Source organism: Curtobacterium sp. PsM8 (genome assembly GCF_030433875.1).
In the GTDB taxonomy this organism is placed as follows: domain Bacteria; phylum Actinomycetota; class Actinomycetes; order Actinomycetales; family Microbacteriaceae; genus Curtobacterium.
In genome coordinates this window covers 22,797-48,954 of sequence record NZ_JARUXD010000022.1, presented here as the reverse complement: position 1 = coordinate 48,954, position 26,158 = coordinate 22,797, and the positions used below count along the sequence as shown (strand labels likewise).

General features: G+C 72.6%; 27 protein-coding genes. 13 read left to right on the top strand and 14 right to left on the bottom strand.

Annotated elements, in window-relative coordinates; translation table 11 throughout:
* Nucleotides 1–101: 101 nt before the first annotated feature.
* On the top strand, nucleotides 102–1,604 hold the full coding sequence (locus QCD68_RS07380; RefSeq protein WP_221849821.1) for a threonine/serine ThrE exporter family protein: 1,503 nt from the start codon (nucleotides 102–104) through the stop codon (nucleotides 1,602–1,604).
* 108 nt (nucleotides 1,605–1,712) lie between these two features.
* Here QCD68_RS07380 and QCD68_RS07375 read toward each other — a convergent pair whose 3' ends face one another.
* Both QCD68_RS07375 and QCD68_RS07370 read right to left on the bottom strand, forming a co-directional pair.
* A complete protein-coding gene (locus QCD68_RS07375; protein ID WP_111075156.1) occupies nucleotides 1,713–1,907 on the bottom strand; it encodes a DUF2795 domain-containing protein in 195 nt (64 codons plus the stop codon).
* 161 nt (nucleotides 1,908–2,068) lie between these two features.
* Entirely contained in the window at nucleotides 2,069–2,761 is a 693-nt protein-coding gene (locus QCD68_RS07370) for a TetR/AcrR family transcriptional regulator (protein WP_221849820.1), read from the bottom strand.
* 204 nt (nucleotides 2,762–2,965) lie between these two features.
* Here QCD68_RS07370 and QCD68_RS07365 point away from each other — a divergent pair, with 204 nt between their 5' ends.
* Nucleotides 2,966–3,286 carry a hypothetical protein gene (locus QCD68_RS07365; protein WP_111075158.1) on the top strand — a complete coding sequence of 107 codons (321 nt, stop codon included), beginning with the start codon at nucleotides 2,966–2,968 and terminating at the stop codon, nucleotides 3,284–3,286.
* Between the two features lie 101 nt (nucleotides 3,287–3,387).
* Here the strand turns inward: QCD68_RS07365 and QCD68_RS07360 are convergent, their stop codons facing one another.
* Together QCD68_RS07360 and QCD68_RS07355 are read right to left on the bottom strand one after the other, a co-directional pair.
* Nucleotides 3,388–4,299 carry an SDR family oxidoreductase gene (locus tag QCD68_RS07360; RefSeq protein ID WP_111075159.1) on the bottom strand — a complete coding sequence of 304 codons (912 nt, stop codon included), beginning with the start codon at nucleotides 4,297–4,299 and terminating at the stop codon, nucleotides 3,388–3,390.
* Nucleotides 4,300–4,398: 99 nt separating this feature from the next.
* Complete coding sequence (locus tag QCD68_RS07355; RefSeq protein ID WP_290156285.1) at nucleotides 4,399–4,605, bottom strand: hypothetical protein; 207 nt, start codon at nucleotides 4,603–4,605, stop codon at nucleotides 4,399–4,401.
* Nucleotides 4,606–4,733: 128 nt separating this feature from the next.
* On the opposite strand from QCD68_RS07355, the gene QCD68_RS07350 reads away from it, so the two are divergent.
* The gene (locus tag QCD68_RS07350) at nucleotides 4,734–5,546 is read left to right on the top strand and encodes a hypothetical protein (RefSeq protein WP_301222556.1); all 813 of its coding nucleotides are present in this window, start codon (nucleotides 4,734–4,736) and stop codon (nucleotides 5,544–5,546) included.
* A gap of 20 nt (nucleotides 5,547–5,566) precedes the next feature.
* Here QCD68_RS07350 and QCD68_RS07345 read toward each other — a convergent pair whose 3' ends face one another.
* From QCD68_RS07345 to QCD68_RS07335, 3 genes are all read right to left on the bottom strand, one after another.
* Entirely contained in the window at nucleotides 5,567–6,349 is a 783-nt protein-coding gene (locus QCD68_RS07345) for an endonuclease/exonuclease/phosphatase family protein (protein WP_290156282.1), read from the bottom strand.
* Entirely contained in the window at nucleotides 6,346–6,960 is a 615-nt protein-coding gene (locus QCD68_RS07340; protein WP_111075163.1) for a sigma-70 family RNA polymerase sigma factor, read from the bottom strand. The genes QCD68_RS07345 and QCD68_RS07340 overlap by 4 nt, the downstream gene beginning before the upstream one ends.
* Before the next feature lie 61 nt (nucleotides 6,961–7,021).
* The gene (locus tag QCD68_RS07335; RefSeq protein ID WP_253466354.1) at nucleotides 7,022–8,527 is read right to left on the bottom strand and encodes an LCP family protein; all 1,506 of its coding nucleotides are present in this window, start codon (nucleotides 8,525–8,527) and stop codon (nucleotides 7,022–7,024) included.
* A gap of 138 nt (nucleotides 8,528–8,665) precedes the next feature.
* Between QCD68_RS07335 and QCD68_RS07330 the strand changes: the two genes are divergently transcribed.
* Entirely contained in the window at nucleotides 8,666–9,502 is an 837-nt protein-coding gene (locus QCD68_RS07330; RefSeq protein WP_301222555.1) for a YdcF family protein, read from the top strand.
* 39 nt (nucleotides 9,503–9,541) lie between these two features.
* On the opposite strand, the gene QCD68_RS07325 is transcribed toward QCD68_RS07330, so the two are convergent.
* Together QCD68_RS07325 and QCD68_RS07320 are read right to left on the bottom strand one after the other, a co-directional pair.
* Nucleotides 9,542–10,192 carry a GntR family transcriptional regulator gene (locus tag QCD68_RS07325; RefSeq protein WP_290156280.1) on the bottom strand — a complete coding sequence of 217 codons (651 nt, stop codon included), beginning with the start codon at nucleotides 10,190–10,192 and terminating at the stop codon, nucleotides 9,542–9,544.
* Nucleotides 10,193–10,204: 12 nt separating this feature from the next.
* Nucleotides 10,205–12,364 (bottom strand): MMPL family transporter, encoded by a 2,160-nt coding sequence (locus QCD68_RS07320; protein ID WP_301222554.1) that lies wholly within the window; start codon nucleotides 12,362–12,364, stop codon nucleotides 10,205–10,207.
* Nucleotides 12,365–12,450: 86 nt separating this feature from the next.
* On the opposite strand from QCD68_RS07320, the gene QCD68_RS07315 reads away from it, so the two are divergent.
* Entirely contained in the window at nucleotides 12,451–12,888 is a 438-nt protein-coding gene (locus tag QCD68_RS07315) for a MarR family winged helix-turn-helix transcriptional regulator (protein ID WP_301222553.1), read from the top strand.
* Nucleotides 12,889–12,943: 55 nt separating this feature from the next.
* Nucleotides 12,944–13,954, top strand: a complete 1,011-nt coding sequence (locus QCD68_RS07310; protein WP_301222552.1) for an LCP family protein — start codon at nucleotides 12,944–12,946, stop codon at nucleotides 13,952–13,954.
* Between the two features lie 58 nt (nucleotides 13,955–14,012).
* Here the strand turns inward: QCD68_RS07310 and QCD68_RS07305 are convergent, their stop codons facing one another.
* The 5 genes from QCD68_RS07305 to QCD68_RS07285 all read right to left on the bottom strand — a co-directional run bounded on the left by QCD68_RS07305 (nucleotide 14,013) and on the right by QCD68_RS07285 (nucleotide 18,631).
* The gene (locus tag QCD68_RS07305; RefSeq protein ID WP_111075285.1) at nucleotides 14,013–14,699 is read right to left on the bottom strand and encodes a transglycosylase family protein; all 687 of its coding nucleotides are present in this window, start codon (nucleotides 14,697–14,699) and stop codon (nucleotides 14,013–14,015) included.
* A 335-nt stretch (nucleotides 14,700–15,034) separates the two neighbouring features.
* Nucleotides 15,035–16,186: a 23S rRNA (uracil(747)-C(5))-methyltransferase RlmC gene (gene rlmC / locus QCD68_RS07300; protein WP_301222551.1), complete on the bottom strand. Its 1,152-nt coding sequence runs from the start codon at nucleotides 16,184–16,186 to the stop codon at nucleotides 15,035–15,037.
* 17 nt (nucleotides 16,187–16,203) lie between these two features.
* Nucleotides 16,204–17,106: an SMP-30/gluconolactonase/LRE family protein gene (locus tag QCD68_RS07295; protein ID WP_301222550.1), complete on the bottom strand. Its 903-nt coding sequence runs from the start codon at nucleotides 17,104–17,106 to the stop codon at nucleotides 16,204–16,206.
* A gap of 53 nt (nucleotides 17,107–17,159) precedes the next feature.
* The gene (locus QCD68_RS07290) at nucleotides 17,160–17,783 is read right to left on the bottom strand and encodes a DedA family protein (RefSeq protein ID WP_301222549.1); all 624 of its coding nucleotides are present in this window, start codon (nucleotides 17,781–17,783) and stop codon (nucleotides 17,160–17,162) included.
* Nucleotides 17,784–17,878: 95 nt separating this feature from the next.
* Complete coding sequence (locus QCD68_RS07285; RefSeq protein WP_301222548.1) at nucleotides 17,879–18,631, bottom strand: SDR family oxidoreductase; 753 nt, start codon at nucleotides 18,629–18,631, stop codon at nucleotides 17,879–17,881.
* Between the two features lie 52 nt (nucleotides 18,632–18,683).
* On the opposite strand from QCD68_RS07285, the gene QCD68_RS07280 reads away from it, so the two are divergent.
* From QCD68_RS07280 to mnhG, 7 genes are all read left to right on the top strand, one after another.
* Nucleotides 18,684–19,532 (top strand): SDR family NAD(P)-dependent oxidoreductase, encoded by an 849-nt coding sequence (locus tag QCD68_RS07280; protein ID WP_301222547.1) that lies wholly within the window; start codon nucleotides 18,684–18,686, stop codon nucleotides 19,530–19,532.
* 163 nt (nucleotides 19,533–19,695) lie between these two features.
* A complete protein-coding gene (locus QCD68_RS07275) occupies nucleotides 19,696–22,566 on the top strand; it encodes a Na+/H+ antiporter subunit A (RefSeq protein ID WP_301222546.1) in 2,871 nt (956 codons plus the stop codon).
* The gene (locus QCD68_RS07270) at nucleotides 22,563–23,072 is read left to right on the top strand and encodes a Na(+)/H(+) antiporter subunit C (RefSeq protein WP_111075175.1); all 510 of its coding nucleotides are present in this window, start codon (nucleotides 22,563–22,565) and stop codon (nucleotides 23,070–23,072) included. Before QCD68_RS07275 ends, QCD68_RS07270 begins: the two co-directional genes overlap by 4 nt.
* Nucleotides 23,069–24,802, top strand: a complete 1,734-nt coding sequence (locus tag QCD68_RS07265; RefSeq protein WP_301222545.1) for a Na+/H+ antiporter subunit D — start codon at nucleotides 23,069–23,071, stop codon at nucleotides 24,800–24,802. Before QCD68_RS07270 ends, QCD68_RS07265 begins: the two co-directional genes overlap by 4 nt.
* Nucleotides 24,799–25,380, top strand: coding sequence for a Na+/H+ antiporter subunit E (locus QCD68_RS07260; RefSeq protein WP_301222544.1), 582 nt, complete (start codon nucleotides 24,799–24,801; stop codon nucleotides 25,378–25,380). The genes QCD68_RS07265 and QCD68_RS07260 overlap by 4 nt, the downstream gene beginning before the upstream one ends.
* On the top strand, nucleotides 25,377–25,787 hold the full coding sequence (locus QCD68_RS07255) for a hypothetical protein (protein ID WP_301222543.1): 411 nt from the start codon (nucleotides 25,377–25,379) through the stop codon (nucleotides 25,785–25,787). The genes QCD68_RS07260 and QCD68_RS07255 overlap by 4 nt, the downstream gene beginning before the upstream one ends.
* Nucleotides 25,784–26,155 (top strand): monovalent cation/H(+) antiporter subunit G, encoded by a 372-nt coding sequence (gene mnhG / locus QCD68_RS07250; protein WP_301222542.1) that lies wholly within the window; start codon nucleotides 25,784–25,786, stop codon nucleotides 26,153–26,155. Before QCD68_RS07255 ends, mnhG begins: the two co-directional genes overlap by 4 nt.
* The last annotated feature ends 3 nt before the right edge of the window (nucleotides 26,156–26,158 follow it).

Here is a 26,158-nt window from a genome sequence, read left to right as displayed (position 1 = left end):
ATATGAGTATAAGAGACAGCCACCGGACCGGTGGGGAGCCTCCCGTCCGTCGTCCCACCCGGCACCAGGCGGCGCACGAGGACGCCAGGCACAATGGTCCGATGGCCGAACCGCTCCCTCCCGGCCCCCGGCCGGGCCGTCCACCCCGTCCACGCCCGAAGGCCCGGAGCGTCGCCCAGCACGACATGCGGGACGTCCGCGCGCGACTGCGCGGCACGATCTACGAGCACGTCACGCCCGACACCCGCTCACTGCGGGAGCAGTACTCCGCACGGCAGATCGTCGACTTCTGTCTCGACCTGACCGAGGTGATGCTCGCCTCCGGCGCGGACACCCGGAGCGTCGAGACCGCCGTGATCGCGGTGGCGACGAAGTGGAACCTCGCACCGCTCGACCTGGACTTCTCGGGCAGCTCGGTGACGATCCAGTACTCGCCGACCGAGGGCCCGCCGCTCGTCAAGATGCGCAGCACGCGCTCCGACGGCGCCGACCTCGGGCGCCTGACGTGGGCGAACCAGATCGTCGACGACGTGATCCACGACGACCGGGACATGACCAGCGCGGTGAGCGCCCTCGTGGCGGTGCTCCGGATGCCGCCGCGGTGGCCGATGTGGCTCGCCGACGTGGGGCTCTCGGTGCTCGGGACCTCGATCGCGCTGCAGGCCGGTGGTGGCTGGCGGGCCGGCGTCGGGGCGTTCGTCCTGATGCTCGGCATCATCGTCTCCGGTCGGTGGCTGACCGGCCGCGGGTACCCGCAGTTCTTCGTCTCGGGCGCGCAGGGGGCGGTGGCGTCGGTGATCGGCACCCTCGCGATCTGGGCGGGTGTGCTCACGCCGACCGGTGCGGCGACGATGGTCGCGGCCCTCGTGGTGCTCCTGCTGCCGCACGTGCAACTCGTGACGTGGGCGCAGGACGCGATCTCGGGGTTCCGCGCGATGGCGGTCGCCCGGGCGTTCACGATCGGCATGCTCATCGCGGCGATCGTCGTCGGGGTGCCGGCGGGCATCGCGGTGACACATTGGCTCCGGCTCGAGGTCGAGCCGTCCGGCATCGTCACCCAGGCCCTGCCGCTCTGGGCGTCGCTGTCCCTGACCGTGGCGTCGGCCGGGGCGAACTGCTTCGTGCAACAGGCGAGCGCACGGGTGATCCCGGTCGCGGTGGTGTTCTCGGTCGCGGCGGGTGCGGCGCTCTGGCAGCTCAAGGAGTTCGGCCTGCCGCTGCTCGGTGCGACGTTCCTGGCGGCGGTGCTGCTCGGCGTGCTCTCGACCTACGCGGCCGTCCGGATGCGCACGGCCGTCTCGGCGATCGCGGTGCCGGCGTTCTGCGGGGCGCTGCTGCCCGGCGTCGCGGTGTCGAACGCGCTGCTCAACGTGATGAGCGGGTCGTCGAGCTCGGTGCTGGACTTCGGGTCGGCGGTGACCGTGGCGCTCGCGATCGGGGCCGGGCTGGTGCTCGGTGGGCTCTTCGCGACGCCCGGGGCACGGCGTGCGCTGCGTCGCGGGCGCCGGATCGAGGTGCACTCGGTGCACAGCGACACCACCGCGCTGCCGGTCATCCGTGACTCCGGCTACGACCCGGGGAACGGCAGCGTCCCGCGCTGGTGAGCCGGTCGCGGCGCCGGGGTTCGTGCTGAGCGACACGACGCGGGCACGGGGCCGCGCGCGGTGTCGCCCAGCGCGAACCTCGGCAGCCCGCAGCCGGAGCCGCAGCCGCTAGCTCGCGTCCGAGACGGCCTTCGACACGTCGGTCGGGCCGTCGTACTCGCCGTCCGGGATCGCACGGAGCGCCTCGAGCACGTCGTCGGGGGCGTTCTCCTTCTCGGCGGTCGACACGACGTCGTCCTTCGAGGCGGGGTAGTCGATGCCGCTCAGGTACTTCTGGATCTGGATGGGGTTCGGTGCTGCCACGATCGTTCCTTCCGTTGGGCTTCCCGGCGTACCCGGGCTCCCCTCGGCGACGTCCCAGCGGGTGCGGTCGGCGGCCAGCACGGACGGGCCCTGCCTGCCCGGCCGGGGCCGACCCGGCAGGGGCCGACCCGGCAGGGACAGTCCCGGCGGAGGCCGCTCCGTCAGACCGACCAGGTCTCGTCGTCGGACCAGGACACGTCGCCCCAGGTCGACAGCCGGCGCTGCGCGGTCGCCTCGTACCGTTCCATCCAGCCGCGCTCGAGGCGGGCCACGGCCCGGTCGAAGGCCGCGACCAGGTCGAGGTCGCTGCGCAGGAGGGCCTGCAGCTGCAGCCCCTCGTACAGGGCGATGAGCTGCTCGGCACCACGGCGGGGGTCCATCGTGTGCGGGGCTCGTCCGACCGCGATGTCGTGTTCCAGACCGCGCTTCACCTGGGCGAAGAACAGCTGGTACCGCGACCGCAGGTAGTTCGACATGGCGTGCTGCGGGTTGCCGGCGACGCTGAGCAGTGCGACGAGCAGACGCATCAGTGCCGGGTCGTCGGCGTTCGAGGCGACGATCGCGCGGAGGAGCTCGACGGTGCTGCCGTTGCCGACCTCGCGGGTGACCTCGTCCATCCGGGCGCCGTTCCACCGGTCCACGGCGGCCAGGACGAGCCCGTCCCACGACGGGAAGTGCTGCTGCAGTTCGTGCGTCGAGATGTCCAGCCGCTCGGCGACGTGTTCGGCGCGTGCCTCGTGGAAGGGCACGTCACGGAGCAGGTCGACGGTGGCACCCACGATCCTGATCCGCAGGTGCAGGGTCGCCGCAGCCGCAGCGGCAGCCATCGTGTCGGCGCTGGTGTCCTCGAGCATCGTGCCCTCCGTGTCCGGGACGCACGGTCAGGTCGTGGCCGTCGCGTCCAGGCGGTGCGGACGTCCTGTCCGCATGTCGATCTTGGCGGAGATCGGGGGTCAAGCGCATCCCCGGTCCGGGGGTCGGCAACATGGGGGACAAGCGGAGGCGTTCGGCGGCCACTGCCTGGGCGTGTCCGCGGCGGGGTGTGTGACGATGCCGGGATGTCCCCGAACGACTCCACCGCACAGGGCCTGGCGACCATGGCGTCCGCCGGGTTCGAGTTCGCGAGCACCCCGGAGCAGGTGGCGCACGACGTCCGCACGATGTGGGAGCACCTCGGCCGCCCGGAGGGAGCGTTCGAGGCCGCCGCCGCCGCGATCGCCGTCCTGCCGCAGCGGCCCGAGGTACCGGTCGCGCTGCAGGCCCGGCGTCGGCAGTTCGAACAGGCCGTCGGCATCAACCCCGTCGAGGTCGAGCTGGCCGCCGCCCTCGCGGCGCGCGAGCTGCTCGAGTCGATGGCGCGGACCTGCGGCACGCACTGACGGTCCGCCGACACGCGGCCGGTCCGACCGCATGACGGGAGGCCCGTGGCTGAGCAGCCACGGGCCTCCCGTCATGCGCGGCGTCGCCGCCGGGTGACCGACTACGGCGTCGGCATGCCGCCGTCGACGTGCAGCGTCTCGCCGACCACGTAGGACGACTCCCCGCTGGCGAGGAACACGAACGCCGGCGCGAGCTCGGCGGGCTGGCCCCAGCGGCCGAGGTAGGTCTGCTCGCCTGCGGACGGCAGCGCGTCGGACGGCTGGCCGCCGGCGGGCTGCAGCGGGGTCCAGATCGGGCCCGGTGCGACGGCGTTGACGCGGATGCCCTTCGGCGCGAGCTGCGCGGCCAGGCCCTTCGCCAGGTTGTTCACGGTCGCCTTCGTTGCGGCGTAGTGCACCAGGTGCGGGGACGGTGCGTACGCCTGGATCGACGTGGTGTTGATGATCGTCGAACCCGGCTTGAGGTGCGGCACGGCGGCCTTCGTGATGCGGAACGTCGCGTACGCGTTCGTCTTGAAGGTCTCGTCGAACTCGTCGTCGGAGATCTTCGTGATGTCGTCGACGTTCTGCTGCTTGCCGGCGTTGTTGACCAGGATGTCGAGGCCGCCGAGCTCCTGCACGGCCGTCTCGACGAGCTGCTCGCAGAACGCCAGGTCCTTGATGTCCCCGGGCAGGGCGACGGCCTTGCGACCGGCGGCCTCGATGAGGGCGACGATGCGGTCGGCGTCCTCCTGCTCCTCGGGCAGGTAGCCGATCGCGACGTCGGCGCCTTCACGGGCGTAGGCGATGGCGACGGCCGCGCCGATGCCGGAGTCGCCGCCGGTGATGAGCGCCTTGCGACCCTCGAGACGGCCGGAGCCGCGGTAGGTGTCCTCGCCGTGGTCGGCCGGGACGTTCTCCGCCATCTCGGCGTCGGTGCCGGCGCCCTCGAGGTACTGCTCGTCCGGCTTCTTGTCGGCGTAGAGCTTCGTCGGGTCCTGCATGGTGTACTGGTCGATCCGCTGGTCCGTCATGGCTGCGACGGTACGCACGGCCGCTCCGGTCCCCGTTCAGGAGGCTGTCCCCCGCCGCGCAGACCGGCTGCTGCCGCGTGGACCCGCAGTGGGCCGCCCTCAGACCGGGCGGTACACCGCGATCGGCGGGGCGTCGTCACCCTGGTCCTCGGCGTCACCGGTCCGCGACCAGGTCCGGCCGTCGTGGTCGATGGTCGCCGGCAGGTCGCCGTGCACGATCATCCGCACCGCCGGTTCGTCGCCGTCGATCAGGTCGACGCCGTGCGCCGCGTTGTCTCCGGTGCTGTCCACCACGTACTCCGCCATGCGTCCGACGGTACGCGAGGCGACGCCGTCCGGCCCGGGCTCCGGCAATGTCACGGTCCGGTGACGGTGCGGAACCGTTTCGGTAACACCCGTCGCCCAGCCCGGGAGGGGCGGCTACGGTCGAGCGAGTGACTCCCAGGACTGTGATGACGATCGGTGCCGTGGCGCTCGCCCTCGTGGTGGGCAACGGCCAGGCGGTCGACCACTGGTCCGGCCAGGATGCCGACCGCGCTGCTGCCGCTGAGCCGACCGCGTCCGCGACCCGCACCGCCGATCCCGTGCCGACCTGGCGTCCGGTGTCGTCCGGCGCGCTGAAGTCCGTCGACGCCGTCGAGCTCCGTGCCGAGTCGATCGTGTTCCGCTCCGACGACCACACCGTCACGACCGTGTCGATGCGCGACGCCAAGCACACCGTCTCGGTCCTCAACCGCATCCTCGGCACCCCCGCACGCACGCAGACCGCGGTCGGCGACGCCGGTCGCTGCGTGCCGGCCAGCACGACCTCGACGTGGGGTGGTGCGATCCGCGTCGCCGCGTTGGCGGAGCCCGGCACCGCCGGCAACCGGGTCGAGGTCCGCGTGCTCCGCGACCACGTCCGCTCCCGTCTCGGCGCGGTCATCGAGCTCTCCGGGCCGGACGGGGTCCAGGTCGGTGACGACGTCTCCGACCAGATCGACGACGCACCGGCGAGCGACCGCGAGTCCCTCGGGTCGGACGACGCCCAGGCGTGGCAGCTCCTGCTGCAGCGCGGGTGGACCGACGATGACGACCACGCTGACGACCGCGGGACCGCTGGCCACCGCGGCACCGACGGTGCGGAGGGCGCCGACGATGACGGGGCCGATGGCGACGGTGCCAACGGCGTCTCCGTCCTGACCGACGACTCCACCGTCACCGTGATCGGGTCGCCGATGCCGATCCGCCCCGCCCGCGGCTGCTGAGGCCCCGCGGCAGCTGCGGTTCAGACCCGGATCGTCGCGATCACCGGGAAGTGGTCGCTCGCGAACCACGTCTCCGGCCCGTCGTGGTCGATCCGCACCCGGTCGACCGCGGTGACGTCACGCGTGAACACCCAGTCGATGCGCTCCCCGGTCGCCACCGGCGGCTGCCAGTCGTTGAAGGACGCCGTGTGGTCGTCCGGGTCCCCCGCCACGCTCCAGGCGTCGGTGTAGCCCGCGTCCGCGAACACCTGCGAGGCCGCACCCGCCCCGGCCGGCTCGTTGCAGTCCCCCGCGAAGAGCACCGGGCCGTCGACGACCGACAGCCGCTGCACGACGAGCGCCGCACTGCGGGCGCGGACCTCGTCGCCGTGCGGCCCCTGCTCGTGGTCCATGTGCGTGGTCAGCAGGGTGAACGCCGGACCCTCGGCATCGAGGAACCGAGCGTGGTTCGCGATCCGCGGGTACAGGCTGTCCCAGGTGTTCGAGACGGGCTCGTCCGGGGTGTCCGACAACCAGAACGATCCGGAGTCGACGGGGCGGAACCGGTCGCGCCGGTAGAACACCGCGGCGTGCTCGCCCGCCGTACCGCCCTCTCGTCCCTGGCCGACGGCGTCGTGGTCCGGCAGGCCTTGGCGGAGGGCGTCCATCTGGTGGTCGAAGGCCTCCTGCACGCAGAGCAGGTCGGGGTCGTGGCGGCGGATGACGTCGAGGACGACGGGCAGTCGGGCGGGCCAGTCGTGCACCGGGTCCGGGTTCTTGATGTTGTAGGTCATGAGGGTGATCGGGCGTGCGGTGCTGGTCACCCCTCGAACCTACCCAGGCGGCGCCCGGAGCCCTCGCTGCCTTCGCCTGCCGGACCGACCAGGGTCCGCCGGAGCGTCAGCACGCCGTCCCGAGCGCGCGACTTCGCCGTGCCGGTGGGGACCCCGAGCGCCCGCCCGAGCTCCGGGCCGGACAGGTCGGCCAGGTAGCGCAGGACCACCGCGTGCCGCTGTCGCTCCGGCAGCGTGCCCAGTGCCCGGCGGAGCGCCTGTCGGTCGAGCACGGCCTCGGCGCGGTCCAGTGAGCTGTGGTCGAGTGCCTCGTGGTCGCGGATGCCCAGACGCCGGTCCCGCTCGCGGTCCGCCTGGGCCTTCCGGACCCGGTCGATCGCCCGCCGGGTCGCGATGGTCCGGATCCAGGCGATCACCGGGTGTGACGGGTCGTAGCGGGGAGCGAGCCGCCAGACCTCGAGCATCACGTCCTGCGTGACGTCCTCAGCGAGCCAGGCGTCGTGCAGCTGGCGCCGGGCGACCTGCAGGACGAGCGGCCGGAACCGTTCGTCGATCCGGCGGAAGGCCTCCCGGTCCCCCGCGGCGACCCGCAGCAGCAGGGCGCGCTCCTCGTCCCGTCGTCGGCGCAGCTCGTCATCCACGTCCTGTAATGTGACATGCCAGTCTGGATGACAGCGGCGAGACGCGGCGGACGAGCCGGCGTCAGTTGATGCAGACGCCTTCCTGGCCGTACTCGTGGACGGCGGTGGACGACGGGCTCGGCTCGGCGGGCGCCGTCGTCGGCTTCGGCGCGGCGGCTTCCTTCGACGGCTCCGCCGGGGCGGGCGTCGACGTGCCCGGCTGGGCGGCGGCCTGCGGCGTCTTGCCGTCGGTGCCGAGCACCAGGGTGACCCCCTGCACGGCGGTGCTCTGGACCGGCACCGCGCCGGGCACGACGGCGACCAGGGCCTTGGCCTGCGCCTCCATGCCGACCGGGTACTGCACCATCGTCGTCGCCGTGGTGTCCGAGGAACCCGGGGCACCGACCTGGAAGCCACGACCCGCGAGCACCGCGGAAGCGGCGGCCGCGGCACCCGTGACGCCGCTGCCGTTCGAGACCGTCACCGAGACCGACCCGGCCGCAGCCGCGGTCGCCTGCGTGTACGCCGGCGGCTCGCCGACCAGGCTCTGCACGAACGCGGGCATGCCTGCGGTGTCGACCTCGACGATCGACAGCGCCGAACCGTTCGGGTAGATCGTCGGGGTGCCGAGGATCGGGATCGTCGCCGACTTGATGTTCGACGGGCGCAGGTTGCTCATCTGCCGGGCCAGGGTCAGCATGTCGAGCCCCTGGTCGGTCTCCACCGAGCTGCCGATCGCGTCGATGATGTTCGTCGTCTTCACCGGGTTGAGCAGGGTGCCGGCGGACAGGATCTTCCGGGCCTCTTGCGACAGGAAGTACTGCTGGCGGACCTGGCGGTCGAGGTCACCGTTCGGCAGACCGTGCCGCTGCCGGACGAACGACAGGGCCTGCGCCGCGTTGAGCTCCGAGACACCGGCCGGCAGGTCGACACCCGAGAAGTCGTCCTGGGCAGCCTGGTTCAGGCAGACGTTCACCGGACCGAGCTGCTTGACGATCTCGTAGAACCCGAGCAGCGAGACCCGCACGTAGTGGTCGATCGTCAGCCCGCTGAGGCCCTGGATCGTCGCGATGAGCTTCTTCGCACCGCCGGTGTCCCCACCGCCGTTCATCGTGCCGTACGAGAACGCGCTGTTGAGCTTGCCCTTGCCGACGCCCGGGATGTCCACGTACGAGTCGCGCGGGAACGAGATCATCGTCGCGCTCCGGCCGTCCGCGGCGATGTGCAGCACGATCATCGTGTCCGTGTTGGTCGCGCCGCCGTCGGACTGGGTGTTGAGCTCCGCCATCTGCTCCGGCGTCGCGTTGTCAGGACGGTGGTCGTCGCCGACGAGCAGGATGTTCATCGCGCGGCCGTCGACGTCGTCCTTCGCGGGCGGCGCGCTGCCGATCGCGTCCACCTTCGTGACGCTGCTGGCCAGGCGGTTGTACGCGTACGCCGCGTACCCGCCGCTCAGCAGCACGGCCATCGTGAGGACGCCGGCGAGCGCAGGGAAGACGACTCCCCAGTGGCGCTTGCGGCGTCCGTGGCGGGGCGGCACGGCGCGATCGGCCCGGCGTGGCCTGGTCTCCTCGGGTGCGTTCGTCACGGGGAGAACCATAACCGTGGAGCGCGCAGATGACATGGATTCCGCCTGGACGTCCTGTACGCACCGTTCCGGGAGGCCCGGTGCCGGACGTGCGCACCGCCTCCCGTCCACCCATGCTCGCCCCGTACTGTCGGTCGCGTGTTCCTGACCGTCGTCGCCGTCTGCTGCGCCGCCGTGGCGGCCCCCCTGCTGGTGAACGGGGCCCGTGCGTTCCGGCGCGGCGCACGGAGCCTGACCCGGTTGCTGGCGCTCGTCGCCGGGCTGGCCGTCCTGGCGCTCGGCGTCCTGGTCGCGGTCCTCGCAGCCGTCGGGACCACGGTGAGCACGGCGCTGCTCGTGCTGGTCCTGGCACTGACGGGGTACCTGGCGCTGGTGTTCGCCGTCTTCCTCGGCGCCGCGGTCGCGTACGGCCACGTCCGGGTCACGGAGGAGGCCGAGTCACTGGTCGTCCTCGGCTGCGGGCTCGTGCACGGTGCGGTCTCGCCGATGCTGCGGTCCCGCCTGGACCGCACGCTCGAGGTGTTCCACCGCTCCGTCGCCGCCGGCCGCACGCCGGTCGTGGTGCCCTCCGGCGGCCAGGGCGAGGACGAGGACCGCACCGAGGCCGACGCGATGGCGGAGTACCTGGTCGCGCACGGTGTGCCCGCCGGACTCGTTCACCGCGAGGGCCGGTCGACGAACACCCGCGAGAACCTCCGGTACTCCGCCGACGTACTGCGCGACGCCGGGGTGCACGGCCGGACGCTCGTCGTCACGAACGACTACCACGTGATGCGCACCGCGATGACGGCACGCCGGACGGGCCTCGACGCCCGGGTGCTCGGGGCACCGACGGCCAGGCAGTCGGTGCCGAGTGCGTTCCTCCGCGAGTTCGCGGCCGTGCTCGTGATGCACGGGTGGTGGCACCTCGGGGCACTCGCGGCGATCGTGGTGCTGTGGGGCGTGGGGCTCGCGACCGGGGTCCTGCCGGCCTGAGCGACCGCCCGCCGCTCAGCTCCGCTCGGAGCCCACGTCTCAGCTCCGCTCGGGCAGCAGGTGCACGGCCTCCATGGCCAGCTCGGCGGCGATCGGGTCCTTCGCACGCACCGCGTCACGGAGGTCCGCGATCCGGGGTGTGACGACGTCGACGGGCACGACCTCGGCGATCTCGGGCACGCGGAGCTTGAACGACAGTCCGTCGGTCGTCGCCTTGCAGAGCTGCGCGAGCGAGGCGTTGCCGCACGCGTCCGCCCACATCGCGTAGACGTCGGCGCCGTCGTGCGCCAGGGCCGCCTGCTCGCCCTTGCCGAGTCGTGTGAGCACCTGGTCGAGCGTCGCCACGACCCGGCGGCGCTCGGCGTCGGTGAAGCGCGGGACCGCCAGCCGGACGACACCGCCGTAGATCACGCCGAGGGTCTGGTACGCGTCGAGCAGCTCGGTCTTGGTGGGGGCGGCGACCCGGGTGTACCGGTTCGGCGCCATCTCGACCAGTCCGGCGCGGGCCAGTTCGGCGAGCGCTTCGCGGATCGGGGTGCGGGAGACACCGAGCCAGGCGATCAGGTCGTCGTCGTTGAGGCGTTCGCCGGGCTCCAGTGTGCCGTCCATGATCGCGTCGCGGATCTTGTCCTGGACGGTGTCACGGAGGAGCTTGCGCTCGGCGGCCGGCTGCGTGGAGGGTACGGGCATGCGCTCAGCGTGTCACATGTCACGCGGTCGGCGCGAGAGGCGCGACGGCCACCAGGCCCGACGACCGAGGTCGAGCACGAGCGCCGGGACGAGCAGGGACCGGACCACCACGGTGTCGAGCAGCACCCCGAACGCGACGACGAAGGCGATCTGCACGAGGAACAGGATCGGGATCACACCGAGGGCCGCGAAGGTGGCGGCGAGCACGACCCCCGCAGAGGTGATCACCCCACCGGTGGCCCCGAGCCCGCGCAGCACGCCCTCGCGCGGACCGTGGCGGAGCGTCTCTTCCCGCACCCGGGTCATGAGGAAGATGTTGTAGTCCACGCCGAGCGCCACCAGGAACACGAACGAGAACAGCGGCACCGACGGGTCGGCTCCAGGGAAGTGGAACAGGTGGTCGAAGACGAGCGCGCCGACGCCGAGCGCAGCCGCGAAGGACACGATGACGCTGCCGATGAGGACGAGCGGTGTCACGATGCTCCGGAGCAACAGCATCAGGATGAGCAGGATCACGCCCAGGACGACGGGGATGATCAGCGTGCGGTCGCGGATGCCGGTGTCGTTCGTGTCGATCGCGGTCGCGGTGACGCCCCCCACGCGGGCACCCGGGTCGACCCGTTCGACCGCGGTGCGGAGCTGCCGGACGGTCCGCTCGGCCGCGGCGGAGTCGGCCGGGTCGGCGAGGGTCGCCTCGAGGAGCACCTGGCCGCGTGACACGGTCGGGTCGGCAGCCGGGGCGCCGGTCGCGGTGCCGGGCGTCGTGCCGGTCGTCGTGCCGGCGGCGGCGTCCGCGCCGACCGGAGTGGTGCCGGAGGGTGCGTCCTTCGCGGCCGCGGTGACGCCGTCGACCCCGTCCACCCCGGTGACCGCGTCGGCGAGGCGGTCGATCCGGTCCGCGTCGCCGAGCACGAGCGCCGGGCTGCCGGAGCCGCCGGGGAAGTGGTCCGCCAGCACGGTCTGGCCGTCGCGGGCCTGCGACTGCCCGATCACCAGGTCGCTCTGCGGCACCCCGTCAGCGCTCAGCCCGAGCAGGCCCGTGCTCATCGCCAGGAGCCCGACCGTGCAGACGATCCAGACCACCCGGGAGCGCCGCCCGACGAGCCGGCCCACCCGGGCCCAGAGTCCCCGGGCGTCCGGGCCGGTGAGCACCGGGTGGGCGCAGCCGAACGCGGGGCGCAGCGGCCAGAACGCGGCACGCCGGAAGCAGAGGAGGAGCGCGGGCAGCAGGGTGAGGGCGGCGAGCACGCTGAAGGCGATGCCGATCGCCGCGACCGGGCCGAGCGCCTTGTTCGAGTTGAGGTCCGACAGCAGCAGGCACAGCACGCCGACGATGACCGTGCCGCCCGAGGCGATGATCGGCTCGAGGCTGCCGCGGAGTGCTGCCTTGGTGGCGTCCCACCCGGTGCGGTGGTCGCGGAGGGCCTCGCGGTACCGGGACGTGTAGAGGAGCGCGTAGTCGGTCGCGGCACCGATCACCAGGATCGAGAGGATGCCCTGGACCTGCCCGTTCACGGTGACGACGCCGGCCTTCGCCAGTGCCCAGACGACGAGGATCGACGCGGTCAGGGCGAACACGGCGGTGGCGAGCACCAGGAACGGCAGCAGCGGCGAGCGGTAGACCACGATGAGGATGACGAGCACCGCCAGGAGCGCGACCCCGAGCAGCAGGCCGTCGATGCCCGCGAACGCCTCGGTGAGGTCGGCAGTGAAGCCCGCCGGACCCGTGACGTACCCGCGCAGCCCGTCCGGCAGGGCGTCGTCCACGTCCGCCCGGATCGCTGCGACCGCGTCCCCGGTCTCGGCCGAGGCGGTCAGCGTGGCGACGACCTCGACCGCGTCCCCGTCCCGGCTCGGGATCACCGGGCTGACCTGGTCGACGTCGTCCCGGTCCCCGAGGGCCTCGGCGATCCGGTCGGCGGCGGCGGTGTCGGCGGAGGTCAGCCCGCCGTCCCGCTCGAGCACGACGATGGCCGGCGCCCCGCTGGCGTCCCGGAAGGCACTGCTGCGGTCCTGCACCGCGGTGGCGTCGGCGGAGGCCGGCAGGAACGAGGTCTGGTCGTTCGTCGAGACCTCGGAGATCCGCCCGAAGAAGGGGCCGCCGACCGAGGCGACGACCAGCCAGACGAGGATGACGAGGGCGGGGATCGCGATGCGGAGGGAGCGGGGCACGACGGCGAGCGTACACCGATCGTCAGCATGCTGAACACTTTTCCGAGGGCCAGGGCCAGTGCACTGCTCCACCGTAGACTCGGGGCATGGAGGACCAGTCCGCGCAGTGGCCGATCGGACGCCTGCTCGCCGCTGCGTCCCGAGCCGTCGAACGCGAGTGGGACGAGCGCCTCCGGGCGATCGGGCTGCAGCACGCGGCCCTCATCGCACTCGACATCGCCCTGCGCACGGGCCCGACCGGCGCCGACGTCATCGCCCGCACCGCCCGCGTCCAGCCCCAGACGATGTCCCGCACCCTCGAGCGCCTGGAGCGCGACGGGATGATCGAGCGCAGCCCCCACCCGGAGGACGGCCGTCGGCGACTCGTCACCGTGACCGAGCACGGGCGCCGGATGTGGGACACCGCACGGCACATCGAGCGCGAGGTCCTGCCGGACGACCCGGAGCTCCGCGCACGGCTCGGCGCGATCGTGGCCGGCGTGCGGCGGTCCGATCCTGACGAGGTACTTGCACCTGATATGTGAGATGTGTCACCCTGGATGAGTCGGTGACCAGGCCGGCCTGCCCCCAGGGAGTCCCATGTCCGGCCGTCGTGCCCTCGCCCGGAGCCACCGCCGGCGCCCCGTCCGTCGTGCGCTGCTGATCGCCGTCGGGCTGCTCACGCTCGTGACGATCGTCCTCGCCGTGGTCGTCAGCGCGTTCATCGGTGGCCTGGCACACCGCTACGACGCAGGGCGGACCGTCATCGACTCCCCGTTCCCGACGGGTGCGCGCCCGAGCGCCAGCGGAGGCGCCATGAACGTCCTGCTCATCGGCTCGGACTCCCGTGCCCGACTCGACCCGGACCACGACGGCGCAGCAGGCGGCCGTGCGGACGTGCTGATGCTCGCGCACCTGTCAGCGGACCGCCGGCAGGTCTCGCTGATCTCGATCCTCCGCGACTCCTGGGTCGACGTCCCCGGCCACGGCACCGCGAAGATCAACGCCGCGTACTCCTGGGGCGGTGTCGCCCTCACGGTGCAGACCGTCGAACAGCTCCTCGACGTCCGGGTCGACCACGTGGCCGAGATGGACTTCGCGGGTTTCGCCGGCATGACCGACGCGCTCGGAGGCGTCACCGTCGACTCGTCGACCGCGTTCGACGCCGGGGGACACCACTTCACGGTCGGCCCCAACCGCATGGACGGCGACGCGGCCCTCGCTTTCGTGCGTGAACGGTACGCTTTCGCCGATGCCGACCACACCCGGGTGCGGAACCAGCAGGCGTTCATGCGCGCCCTCGTCCAGCGGGTCGTGTCCGAGGACACCCTGACGAGCCCGGGGCGGATCCGGCAGTTCGTGTCCTCGAGCAGCGAGTACCTCTCGGTGGACCCCGGCCTGGACTTCTCGGCACTCGTCGGGCTCGGGTGGTCCCTGCGCGACTTCCGGGCCGCCGGCCTGGCCACCACGACGCTGCCGTCGGCCGGTGGCGGCACGAGCGACGACGGGCAGTCCTACGTCCGGATCGACCGGTCGGCCGTCTCCAGCCTGTCGATCGCGCTCCGCTCCGACGACGTGTCCGGCTGGCTCGCGACCCACGCCGCCGGATGACGAAGCGCCCCACGACCAAGGTCGTGGGGCGCTTCCGATCGGCGCGAGACGCGGTGCGTCAGGCCGGGAGCTGCAGGGTCTGTCCTGCGTAGATGAGGTTCGCGTCGTCGACGGTCGACGTGTTCGCCGCCCACAGCTGCTTCCAGCCGCCCTCGACGCCGAGCTTCGTCGCGATGGTGTCGAGCGTGTCGCCCGAGGCCACCTTGTAGGTCTTGCCGCTGGTCGGGACGGCGGCCGGTTTGGTCGCGGTCGCCGACGGGGCCGGCGTGCTCGCGACGGCCTTCGGTGCCGTGGCCTGCGGTGCCGGAGCCGCCTGACGGGTCGGTGCCGCCGGGGCCGCCGCCTGCGGAGCCGGTGCCGGAGCCGCCGGCTGGGCGACGGGCGCCGGGGCCGCGCCGCTCGTGCCGCTCAGGCCGAGCTTCGCGGAGCAGGCGGGCCAGGCGCCCCAGCCCTGCGAGGCGAGGACGTTCTCGGCCACGGCGATCTGCGTCGAACGGCTCGCGCCGGCCGGGCTGCCCGTGCCGCCGTTGGCGGTCCAGGTGCTCTGCGTGAACTGCAGTCCGCCGTAGTAGCCGTTGCCGGTGTTCGCGGCCCAGTTGCCGCTGGACTCGCAGGCCGCCAGGGCGTCCCAGGTCGAGCCGTCGGCCGCGCTGGCCGGTGCAGCTGCGAGACCGACGCCCGTTGCGGCGATGCCGGCGAAGGCGAGTCCGCCGACGAGGGCGCGAGTTCGGGTGTGGTTCTTCATGTCGTTGCTCCACCGGGGTCGCGTCGTCGTTCCCGACGTCGGCTGCCCACCCCGACCGATCGCGGTCAGTCTGATGGTGTCGCCGGGGGCAGCCTCCGCGCCGGCGTCACGGTGGGCCACCATAGGAAACTCACGCCCGTTATCAAACTGAGACCAACGGTTCTACCCAGCAGTGCTATGTACCCCAGTCAAACCCTGTACGTCGCGATGCCCATGGACGCGGCGATCGTACGTACCCGGGTACACGACCTTCCGAGTTCCCTGGCAATCGCGGATCCGGCGACCCGACGACGGACGGGAGGCGCGGGGCGGGCCCGCACCGCGCCTCCCGTCCGTCAGTCCCGCGACAGCAGCGTGACGGCCTCGAGGTGCCCCGTCTGCGGGAACATGTCGAGCACGCGGACGCGCCGCAGCCGGAACGAGGGCATCCCCGCGAGGTCGCGGGCGAGCGTCACCGGGTTGCAGCTGGAGTAGACGACGTGCCGGACCTCGGACGTCTCGAGCCAGCCCGCGAGTTCGGCGCCGATCCCGCGACGCGGCGGGTTGACGACGACGAGTTCCGGGGCGGTACCGGGGCGGGCCCGCAGTGCGTGGGCGGTGGCGTCGTCGGCGGCGAAGCGGACGTCGGTCAGGCCGGCCTCGCGGGCGGACTGCTTCGCGGACACGATGGCCTCGCGGCTGGTCTCGATGCCGGTGACCGAACGACCCGGACGTGCGGCGTGCAGCGCGAACCCGCCGACACCGCAGTACAGGTCCCACATCGAGGCCGGGTCGACCTCGTCGATCCACGCCGACACCTGCGCGTACAGCTGCGTCGCAACGGACGTGTTCGTCTGGAAGAAGCTCTGCGGGCGCAGGTGCATCGTCACCGGCCCCAGGCGCATCGGCAGGGTCTGCTGCTCGGTGAGGACGACCTCCCGGTCCCCCTCGGTCACGGCCTTGTGCTCGGGCAGCAGGTTCGCGGTGACCACGACGGCCTGCGGCAGGACTCGGCGGAGCTCGCCGAGCCGGTCACGCAGGCGCGGCAGCTGCCCCTCGCTGCGGAGGACGAAGCGCACCATCAGCTCGCCGTCGGGCGACTCGGTGACGAGCACGTACTTCAGCTCACCACGGCGCTGCCGGACGTCGTACGGGATCAGCCCCGCGGACGCGACGAAGTCGGCCAGGACCGGCAGCGCGTGCTGGATGCCCGGCGTGCAGATGCCGCAGTGGCGCAGGTCGACCCCGCGCTGCCGCTCGTCGAGGATCCCGACGGTGGGCTGCTGCACCGTGCCGCCGACGACCATCTTCGCCTTGTTGCGGTAGCCGGACTCCGGGCTGGTGACCGCCGGCAGCCACTCCACCGCCCCCGGGCCGCCGGCCGCGTCGACGGCGTCGTGCAGGAGTTCGCGGGTGCGGAGCTCCTTGTCGAGGACCTGGTCTCCGTAGGGCTGACCCATCAGGGTGCACGACCGGCAGACCCCGCGGTCGAAGTAGTCGCACTGCATGGCCGAGTCAGGATACGTCAGCGGCGGGCGGCGTCCCGGGTGGTGGTCCGGATGCGGTGCACCGAGGTGGTCGCCGTGATGAACAGGTCGCGGCCGTCGTCGCCGCCGAAGCAGAGGTTCGCGACGGTCTCGGGCACCGGGACCACGCCGATCCGGGTGCCGTCCGGCTCGTGCACGAACACCCCGACGGCGGCCGAGGTCCAGATCCGCCCGGCCTCGTCGACGCGGAGGCCGTCGGGCACGCCCTCGCCCGGGGCGAAGCGCACCAGGTCACGGCCGTTCTTCACCCGCACCCCGGGGACGCCGGGCGCGGCCGGACCGTCCGTGTCGACGTCGTAGGCGCGGATCACCGGGCGGTCGCCGTCCGAGCTCGCCACGTACAGGACCCGCTCGTCGGGCGAGAACGCCAGACCGTTCGGCTCGTCGACGTCGAGGACGACCGGGCGCAGGTCCTCGCCGTCCGGGCCGCAGCGGAACACCCAGTGGTCGCCGTACTCCCGCTCGCCCGGGTGCCCTTCGCGCGGCTGGGTGATGCCGTAGGCCGGGTCGGTGAACCAGACGCTGCCGTCCCGGGCGACGACGACGTCGTTCGGGGAGTTGTAGGCCACCGCGCCCCACCGGGTCGTGATGGGGGTGACCACGCCGTCCCGGTCGCGCTCCACCCGTCGGCGCCCGTGCGAGCACTGCACCACCGAACCGTCGTGGTCGAGGGTCCGGCCGTTGGTGAACTCGACACCCTTGGCGTACACCGACACGGAGCCGTCGGCCGCCGACCACTGCAGGACGCGGTCCCCCGGGATGTCCGACCACCGCAGGGTCCGGGTCGCGGGGACCCAGCACGGCCCCTCGGCCCAGGTGCTGCCGGTGTGCAGGGTCTCGAGCGCGGTGGGGTCGGGGACGAGGTCGGTGAGGCTCGGCACGGGTGCTCCTTCGGACGGTGCGACCACGCTAGTGCGCGGGCACCGGGGACGGATCAGACCGCCGCGGCCGCCGCCTCGCTGCGTCGCCGCACGGCCTTCTCGATCGCCGAGATCCCCAGGCCGAGCAGGATCGACGCCACGACGGCGAGCACGGTCACGAGGAACGGCTGCTCCCGGCTCCAGTGTCCGGTCGCCGCGGCGATCCCGACGCAGTACACGGCCCACACGACGTCGGCGAGCGCGCAGCTGAGCAGGAACCGACGGACGTCGAGCCCGCTGTCGGCGCCGACCAGGTTCGTCGTCAGCCGACCCATCGGGATGAAGCGCCCGAGGACCGCGATGCGACCCGGGGCCGCGCGGTACCGCTCGTCGATGGACTCCCGGGCCTTCCGGACCTTCGGCCGGGCGAACCAGGACTTCGAGCCGAGGTCGACCGACCGGGCCAGCCGGTAGAGCGCCAGGTCGCCGAGCACCATGCCGATCGTGGCCGCGACGACCAGGAGCAGCACCGGCAGGAGTCCCCCGTCACCGCCGACCAGGAGCGTGCCGATCGCGACGACCATCGCCTGGCTGGGCAGGAAGACCGCGATGCTGCCGACGGCGAGCACGAGGCCGACGACCAGGAACGCCCACGGGGTGCCGACGAGCTGCAGCACCACCTGTTCTGCTGCGTCCACTGCGCACCCTCCACGGCACGAGCCTGACGCGCCGCTGTCGATCATCTCAGGTCGGCGAGCGGGCTGCGCGCCGGTGCGGTCCCCGGCCCGGTTCGTCAGTGCTGTGACACCGGCGACAGCACGAGCTCGTCGATCCGCACGTGTGCCGGAGCGCAGAGCACGAAGCCGATCGCCCGACCGACGTCCTCGGGCGTGAGCATGACCGCACGGGCCGCGGCGTCCGGCACGCTCGGGCGCTGCTCGAGGAAGTCCGTCGCGACGTCACCCGGGCACAGGTGCGTGGCGCGGACGCCGTGCTGCGCCTCCTGCTGGTTCAGCGTGCGGACGACGGGACCGAGCGCGGTCTTGCTCGCCGAGTACGCCACCCCGGCACCAGGCTGCGACGACCACCCGGCGTACGATGACACCACGACGACGACCCCACCGGAGCGCCGGAGCGCGGGGAGGGCCGCGTCGACGACCTGCACCACCGCGGTCAGGTTGGTGTCGATCACGGCGCGGAGGTCCGTCATGCTCTGGTCGTCCCAGCGCCGCCGCGGGGAGTTCAGCCCGGCCGACAGCACGAGTCCGTCGATCCGCCCGTGGCGTCCGAGGAGGGTGTCCCGGGCCGCGGTCACAGCCTCGGGGTCGGTGGCGTCGAGGGGCAGGACGTCCGCGGTGCCGCCCTCGGCGCGGATGCCGGCGGCGACCGCCTCGAGACGCTCGGTGCGACGGCCGCTGAGGACGAGCCTCCAGCCCGACCGTGCCGCCACCTGCGCGGCCGCAGCCCCCATGCCGCTGCCACCGCCGGTGACCCAGAGGACGCGGTCGTCCGTCGTGCTCCGGTCTGCTGTGCGCTCGTCCGTCATGGGTGGGACAGTAGACGCGTCGGCGTCGACGGACGCCACGAAGGAGCGTCCGATGCACCTCGACCTCAGCGACCGGGTGGTGGTCGTCACCGGCGGCGCCCGCGGGATCGGCCGGACCATCGCGGAGCGGTTCCGCCGGGAGGGCGCGCACGTGGTCGCGCTCGACCTGGCCGCGGCGCTCGCGGACCGCGCGGCGGACGACCAGCCGGGAGGCCCGCCCAGCGTCCCCGACGGCGCCCACGCTGTCGGGGCCAACGCTGTCGAGGCCGCGGCTGTCGGGGCCCACGCGCTCGAGGTGCTCGCCTGCGACGTCACCGACCCGGCGTCGGTGCGCGCCGCCGTCGACGCGGTCGTCGCCCGGCACGGCACGGTCGACGTCCTCGTCAACAACGCGGGCATCAACGTCGAGGGCCGGGTGGCGGACCTGGAGTGGGACGCGTGGCGCCGGTGCATGGACGTGAACCTCGGCGGCACCTTCCTCATGAGCCAGGCGGTGGCGCCGGTGATGCAGCGGGCGGGGCGCGGCCGGATCATCAACGCGGCGTCCTTCGCGGCGATCGTGCCGAGCGTCGGCAGTGCAGCGTACGCGGCGTCGAAGGCGGCCGTCGTGCAGTTCACCCGGGTCCTGGCGTCCGAGCTCGGGCCGTGGGGCATCACCGTGAACGCGTACGCGCCGGGGATGGTGCCGACCGCGATGAACGGCTTCGCGACCATGCCGACCGCCGACCAAGACCGGCTGCTCGACACCCTGTCGATCCGGCGGTGGGAGACACCGGACGACGTCGCGGACGTGCTGCTGTTCCTGGCGAGCGACCTGGCGGGGTACGTGACGGGGACGCTGCTCGACGTGTCCGGCGGCAAGCTCGCGACCCAGATCCCGTCGCGCGCGTACGAGGACTGAACCGGGCCGGGCAGTTCTGCCGGCGAGCGGGCAGAGTCGGAGGCAGTGTGGACCATCGCGACGGACCCTGTCCGCTCGCACAGGATCTGCCCATGCGGCTCTCCGTAGGCTGTGAGGTGCCAAGAGAGCCGGACTGCAGCCCGACCCCCGAGGAGGTGCCCCTGTGTTCACCGTCCTCATCGCGTTCGGCGTCATCGCACTCGTCGTCCCCGCACTCACTCCCCTGCTGGGGCGTCGCGTCTTCTTCGTCGCCGCCCTCGCACCCGCCGCCGCCGCGGTCCTCACGCTGACCCAGACCGCTCCGGCGCTCGGTGACGGCGTCACGGAACGCGTCCGCTGGATCCCGCAGCTCGCCCTCGACCTGGCGTTCCGGGTGGACGCCCTGTCCTGGGTGCTCGCCCTCGTGGTCACCGTGGTCGGTGCGCTCGTGCTGGTCTACTGCGCCTCGTACTTCGCCGACGACGAGCCGGGTCTCGGTCGGTTCGCTGGCGTCCTGACCGCGTTCGCCGGGTCGATGTACGGCCTGGTGATCGCCGACGACGTCATCGTGCTCTTCGTCCTGTGGGAGGCCACGACGGTCTTCTCCTACCTGCTCATCGGGCACGACGCCGTGAAGCGGGCGAGCCGGGCCGCCGCCATGCAGGCACTCGTCGTCACCACGGCCGGTGGACTCGCGATGCTGGCCGGGCTCGTCGTCATCTCGGTCGCGGCCGGCACCACCTCGCTCTCCGGCATCATCGCCGCGCCCCCGACCGGCACGGCGGTCACGGTGTCGGTGATCCTCGTCCTGGTCGGCGCGCTGACCAAGTCGGCGATCGTGCCGTTCCACTTCTGGCTGCCCGCCGCGATGGCCGCGCCGACCCCGGTGAGCGCGTACCTGCACGCCGCCGCGATGGTGAAGGCCGGCATCTACCTGGTCGCCCGGCTGGCCCCGGCGTTCGCGCTGCTCGACGGATGGCGCGAGACCATCACGGTGCTCGGCGTGCTCGGCATGCTCGTCGGCGGGTACCGGGCACTCCGGCAGACCGACCTCAAGCTGCTGCTGGCGTACGGCACGGTCGCCCAGCTCGGGTTCCTCGTGCTCGCCGCGGGCTGGGGCGTGCCGGAGATCGCCCTCGGCGGGGTCGTGCTGCTCGTCGCCCACGCCACGTTCAAGTCCACGCTGTTCCTGGTCGTCGGCACGGTCGACCACGTCAGCGGCACCCGGGACCTCTGGAAGCTCAGCGGTGTCGGTCGACGGCTGCCCGGGCTGGCGGTCGTCGCGGTGCTCGCCCTCGCGTCGATGGCCGGCATCCCGCCGCTCATCGGCTTCGTCGCCAAGGAAGCCGTGCTCGGCGGCTTCCTCGAGGAACTGCACGGCACCGACGCCGGCTGGGCCTGGGTCGCGCTCGTCGGCGTGACGGTCGGGTCGGTCCTGACCGTGGCGTACTCGTGCCGGTTCTTCTGGGGCACGTTCGCCCGGAAGTCCGGGGTCGCCCAGACCGAGCCGCACGCGCTGCACGGGCTCTGGGTCGTCCCCGCCGTCCTCGGCGTCGCGGGGCTCGTGCTCGGCCTCGCCACCCCGTTCGTCGCGCACGGGTTCGAGTCCGCCGCCACGGCCGCACGGCACGGCAGCGCCGAGGTCCCGCACCTGGCGCTCTGGCACGGGTTCGAGCCGGCGCTCGGCATCTCCGCCCTGACCCTGGTCGGCGGTGGCGTCCTGTTCCTGCTCCGTACCCGGGTCGAGGCCGTCCAGCACCGCCTGGCCGGGTCGCCGTCCGCCTCCGCCAACTACCGACGGCTGATGCGCGGCCTCGACCGCTTCGCGACCTGGCTGACCGCCAGCCTGCAGCGCGGTTCGCTGCCCTACTACCTGACCGTGATCCTGTCGGTGTTCGTCGCCGGTGCCCTGGCGAACCTCGTCGTCGGCGGTCCCTGGGCGTTCCACATCCGCTTCGCCGACACCTGGGGCCAGCTGCCCGTCGTCGTCGTGATGGCGATGGCCGCGATCGCCGTCCTCGCCGCGAAGACCCGGTTCGCCGCCGCCGTCCTGGTCGGGGTCACCGGGTACGGCACCGCGATCCTGTTCCTGCTGCACGGCGCCGTCGACCTCGCCCTCACCCAGCTCGTGGTAGAGACCGTCACGCTCATCGCGTTCGTCCTCGTGCTGCGCCGGCTGCCCCCGCGGATCGGCACCGCGAACCCGTCGCGCTTCCGGGTGCTCCGCGCACTGTTCGCCGCGCTCGCGGGGCTGACCCTGGCGATCGTGGTCGTCGTCGCCGCGTCCGCGCGCACCGCCGAGCCGCTCTGGCCGGACCTGCCGGCGCTGACCAGCTCGTTCGGGCACGGCCTCAACGTCGTCAACGTCGCCCTGGTCGACCTCCGCGGTTGGGACACCCTCGGCGAGCTGACCGTCGTCGTCGCTGCGGCGACCGGCGTCGCGAGCCTGATCTTCGTCCGCTCCCGCGAGGACACCCTGCCCCGGCTCCGGGACATGCCGTCCTCGGTGGCGAGCGGGGACGACCGGGCCGACGGTGAGCCGCGCGCCTGGCTGCCGACCAGCGCGGCGATCCCGACCGGACGCTCGGCGCTGCTCGACATCGTCGTCCGTCTGCTGTTCCACGGCCTGGTCGTGCTGTCGGTGTACCTGCTGTTCGCCGGTCACAACTCGGCTGGTGGCGGGTTCGCCGGTGGCCTGGTCGCCGGCATCGCCCTCGCCGCCCGCTACCTGGCCGGCGGCCCGGCGGAACTCGGGGCCGCGGCACCGATCCGCGCCGGTCGACTGCTCGGCCTCGGCGTCGCCACCGCCGGCATCACCGCGATCACGCCGATGTTCTTCGGCAAGGACGCGCTGTACTCCGAGTTCTTCGAGGCCACCGTCCCCGTCCTCGGGCACGTCGAGTTCGTCACCGCCACGTTCTTCGACATCGGCGTGTACCTGGTCGTCGTCGGACTCGTGCTCGACGTGCTCCGCTCGCTCGGGGCCGAGGTCGACCGCCAGCGCCTCGAGGACCGCCGCGTCCCCACCGCCGACACCCTGGAGGGACCCGCATGACCGTCACCCTCGTCCTCGTCATCGCGATGGCCGTGCTGTTCTCGTGCGGCGTCTACCTGCTCCTCGAACGCTCCCTGACCCGGATGCTGCTCGGGTTCCTGCTGCTCGGCAACGCCCTGAACCTGCTGCTCCTGACGATGTCCGGCGCCGCGGGCAACCCGCCGATCGGCAAGACGGCGGACGGCATCACCGACCCGCTGCCGCAGGCGTTCGCCCTCACCGCGATCGTCATCACCTTCGCGGTCAGTGCGTTCCTGCTGGCCCTGATCCACCGCTCGTGGCGGCTGTCCCGCGCCGACGAGGTCCAGGTGGACGAGGCCGACGTCGCGATCCGCACCGACCGCCAGGACCCCGCCGACGACGACCCGGAGCTCGCCGAGGACGACAGCCCGAGGCGGCACGACCCGAAGTCCCCCGAGGACGCCGACGACCCGCACGAGACGACACCGCACGACACCGCACCGCACACCGCCCCGCACGAGACCGAGAGCAGGCCCCGCACGTGACCTTCCTCGTCCCGCTCCTGGTCCTCGTCCCGCTGCTCGGTGCCGCCGTCGCCCTCGGCCTGCTCCGACACCAGCAGCTGCAGCGCGCCATCACGGTCGCGGTGCTCGTCATCGCCGTCGCGGTCGCCGTCACGCTCATGGTCCTGGTCGACCGGCACGGCACGATCGTCGTGCAGGTCGGCGGCTGGCAGGCGCCGTACGGCATCTCGCTCGTCGTCGACCGGCTGAGCGCCCTGCTCCTGACGGTGTCGAGCTCGGTGCTGCTCGTCGTCCTGCTGTTCTCGATCGGTCAGGGCCTGGCCGACGACGACGAGGACGCCCCGGTCACGATCTTCTACCCGACCTACCTGGTGCTGGCGGCGGGCGTGCTCGACTCGTTCATCGCCGGTGACCTCTTCAACCTCTACGTCGCGTTCGAGATGCTGCTCGTGGCGAGCTACGTGCTCATCACCGTCGGCGGCAGCGTGCAGCGGGTCCGCGCCGGCACGACGTACATCGTCACCAGCCTCATCGCGTCGTCGATCTTCCTCGCCGCGATCGGCCTGGTCTACGGCGCGACCGGCACCGTGAACATCGCGCAGATCAGCCAGCGGGTCGCGGAGCTGCCGGACCACGTCCAGCTGCTGCTGCACACCATGCTGCTCATCGGGTTCGGCATCAAGGCCGCCGTGTTCCCGCTGGCGTTCTGGCTGCCCGACTCGTACCCGACCGCCCCCGCCCCGGTCACCGCGGTGTTCGCGGGTCTGCTCACGAAGGTCGGCATCTACGCGATCATCCGGCTCGAGACGATCATCTTCCCCGGCCCACAGCTCAACGGGGTCCTGCTCGTCGTCGCCGTCCTGACGATGGTGGTCGGGGTGCTCGGCGCGGTGTCGCAGACCGACGTGAAACGGCTGCTGTCCTTCACGCTCATCAGCCACATCGGGTTCATGGTGATGGGCATCGGGCTCGGGTCGGTGGTCGGCACCGCAGCCGCGGTGTTCTACACGGTGCACCACATCGTCGTGCAGACCACCCTGTTCCTGGTCTCCGGGCTGATGGAACGGGTCGGCGGCACCACGTCCACGCGCTCGCTCGGCGGCCTCCTCAAGGCGGCTCCCCTGCTCGCGGCGCTCTACCTGATCCCGGCGTTCAACCTCGGTGGCATCCCGCCGTTCTCCGGCTTCATCGGCAAGCTCGGGCTGTTCCGCGCCGCGGCCGAGGACGGCTCCCCACTCGCGTACGTGACGATCGGTGCCGGGGTCGTGACGAGCCTCCTGACCCTGTACGCCCTGATGCGCGTCTGGGACGCGGCCTTCTGGCGGCCCAAGCCCGCGGCCGAGGCCGCCGCCCCGCACGCCAGCGTCGCCGAGCCGCACGAGCACCTGCGCGCGCCGGAACCCGCGCCGGTCACGGTCCCCGAGACGGAGACCGACGGTCGGACAGGAGGCTCCGCCGACTCCGGTACGCCGGCTGCGGTCGTCCGCGCCCCGGCCGGCGACGGGTCGGTCGCGACGCTCGACGACCCGACACGGTCGGACGCCCACCGCCACGGCAGCGCACCGACCAACGAGGAGGCACGGGCGAAACTGCCGCCGATGCTCGTCGCGGTGACCACGATCGCCGTGCTCGGTTCGGTGGCCCTGACGGTCCTCGCCGGCCCCCTCTACGGCTACGCGACGCGGGCGGCCGAGTCGCTCGAGTCCCCCGACCGGTACGTGCAGGCCGTCCTGGGCGGTACGACCCGATGAGCGACGTCAAGCGGTTCACGAACGCCCGTCGGATGGCGCTGGCGTGGCGGTACGACGTGCCGCTCGTGCTCGGGCTCACCGTCCTGTGGGCGCTGCTCTGGGGCAGCTGGACCCCGCTGACGCTGCTGTGCGGGGTCGTCGTCGCCCTGCTCGTCACCCAGTCGCTGCCGCTGCCGCCGGTGCCGCTGTCCGCCCGGTTCTCGGTCCTGCACGTCCTCTGGTTCCTGCTCGTCTGGGCCGGGTACGTCGTGGTCGCCTCCTTCCGGGTCGCCTGGGTCGCGATCCGGCCGCGCGGGGTCCGGAAGAGCTCGATCGTCCTGGTCCAGCTGCACACCACCTCGGAGATGACCTTCACCCTGTCCACCATCGCGATCTCGCTCGTGCCCGGCTCCTACGTCATCGACGAGGACCTGCGCCGCCGACGCCTGCTGCTGCACGTGCTCGACACCGAACGGGTCGAACAGGTCGACGACGCCCGCCGGGAGGCCCTGCGCATCGAGGCCCTCGTGATCCGGGCGATCGGCTCCGCCCAGGACGTCTCCGAGCTGTCCGAGCCGCTGCCCGAGGTCGTCCGGTGAGCGCCGCCGTGATCGTCCTGGCCGTCGGCATCGCCCTGGTCCTGGCCTTGCTCGGTGCCACCCTCGTGCTGGCGGTCGGGCGGATCGTCCGCGGCCCGACGATCCTCGACCGGATGATCGGGTCGGACATGGTGCTCACCACCGTCCTGCTCGTCATCGCCGCCGCGATCGTCGTGCGGCAGGACCCGAGCGCCGTGCCGGTCCTGGTCGTGATCGCCGCCACGAGCGTCTTCGCGACCGTCGCGGTCGCCCGTGCCGTCACCCCGTCGACCGACCCCGAGGACGAGGGCATGGACGCCACCACCCCCGAGCACGCCGCAGAGGCCACCGACGAGGCCACGGTCGCCGGGCAGGCGGACGACGCGCACGCCACCGACGACGGCCACACCGCAGGAGGCCAGCGATGACCGAGATGACCGAGATGACCGACATGCTGCAGGCGTTCCTCGACGACGCCGGTATCCGGGCGTGGATCGCGCTCGGCCTGCTGCTCGTCGGCGCCGCGCTGTCACTCGGCGCGGCGATCGGCATCGTCCGCTTCCCCGACCCGCTGGTCCGACTGCACGCGATGTCGAAGCCGCAGGTGCTCGGGCTGGCCTGCTGCCTGGCGGCCGTCGTCGTCGCGGTGTGGACCTGGTCCGTGCTGTGGATGGTGATCCCGGCGATGGTGTTCCAGCTCGCACTCGTGCCGGTGTCCACACACATGATCGCCCGCGCCGGCCTGCGCTCGGGCGACTACCGGCACGAGGACCTGCTGGTCGACGACACCGAGTGACGC

What these genes read in the sequence shown, in the direction of transcription:
- QCD68_RS07380 (WP_221849821.1), top strand. Translation starts at nt 102, where the DNA reads ATGGCCGAACCGCTCCCTCCCGGCCCCCGGCCGGGCCGTCCACCCCGT.
- QCD68_RS07370 (WP_221849820.1), bottom strand. Translation starts at nt 2,761, where the DNA reads ATGCTCGAGGACACCAGCGCCGACACGATGGCTGCCGCTGCGGCTGCG.
- QCD68_RS07365 (WP_111075158.1), top strand. Translation starts at nt 2,966, where the DNA reads ATGTCCCCGAACGACTCCACCGCACAGGGCCTGGCGACCATGGCGTCC.
- QCD68_RS07360 (WP_111075159.1), bottom strand. Translation starts at nt 4,299, where the DNA reads ATGACGGACCAGCGGATCGACCAGTACACCATGCAGGACCCGACGAAG.
- QCD68_RS07355 (WP_290156285.1), bottom strand. Translation starts at nt 4,605, where the DNA reads ATGGCGGAGTACGTGGTGGACAGCACCGGAGACAACGCGGCGCACGGC.
- QCD68_RS07325 (WP_290156280.1), bottom strand. Translation starts at nt 10,192, where the DNA reads ATGCCCGTACCCTCCACGCAGCCGGCCGCCGAGCGCAAGCTCCTCCGT.
- QCD68_RS07315 (WP_301222553.1), top strand. Translation starts at nt 12,451, where the DNA reads ATGGAGGACCAGTCCGCGCAGTGGCCGATCGGACGCCTGCTCGCCGCT.
- QCD68_RS07310 (WP_301222552.1), top strand. Translation starts at nt 12,944, where the DNA reads ATGTCCGGCCGTCGTGCCCTCGCCCGGAGCCACCGCCGGCGCCCCGTC.
- QCD68_RS07305 (WP_111075285.1), bottom strand. Translation starts at nt 14,699, where the DNA reads ATGAAGAACCACACCCGAACTCGCGCCCTCGTCGGCGGACTCGCCTTC.
- rlmC (WP_301222551.1), bottom strand. Translation starts at nt 16,186, where the DNA reads ATGCAGTGCGACTACTTCGACCGCGGGGTCTGCCGGTCGTGCACCCTG.
- QCD68_RS07285 (WP_301222548.1), bottom strand. Translation starts at nt 18,631, where the DNA reads ATGACGGACGAGCGCACAGCAGACCGGAGCACGACGGACGACCGCGTC.
- QCD68_RS07280 (WP_301222547.1), top strand. Translation starts at nt 18,684, where the DNA reads ATGCACCTCGACCTCAGCGACCGGGTGGTGGTCGTCACCGGCGGCGCC.
- QCD68_RS07270 (WP_111075175.1), top strand. Translation starts at nt 22,563, where the DNA reads ATGACCGTCACCCTCGTCCTCGTCATCGCGATGGCCGTGCTGTTCTCG.
- QCD68_RS07260 (WP_301222544.1), top strand. Translation starts at nt 24,799, where the DNA reads ATGAGCGACGTCAAGCGGTTCACGAACGCCCGTCGGATGGCGCTGGCG.
- mnhG (WP_301222542.1), top strand. Translation starts at nt 25,784, where the DNA reads ATGACCGAGATGACCGAGATGACCGACATGCTGCAGGCGTTCCTCGAC.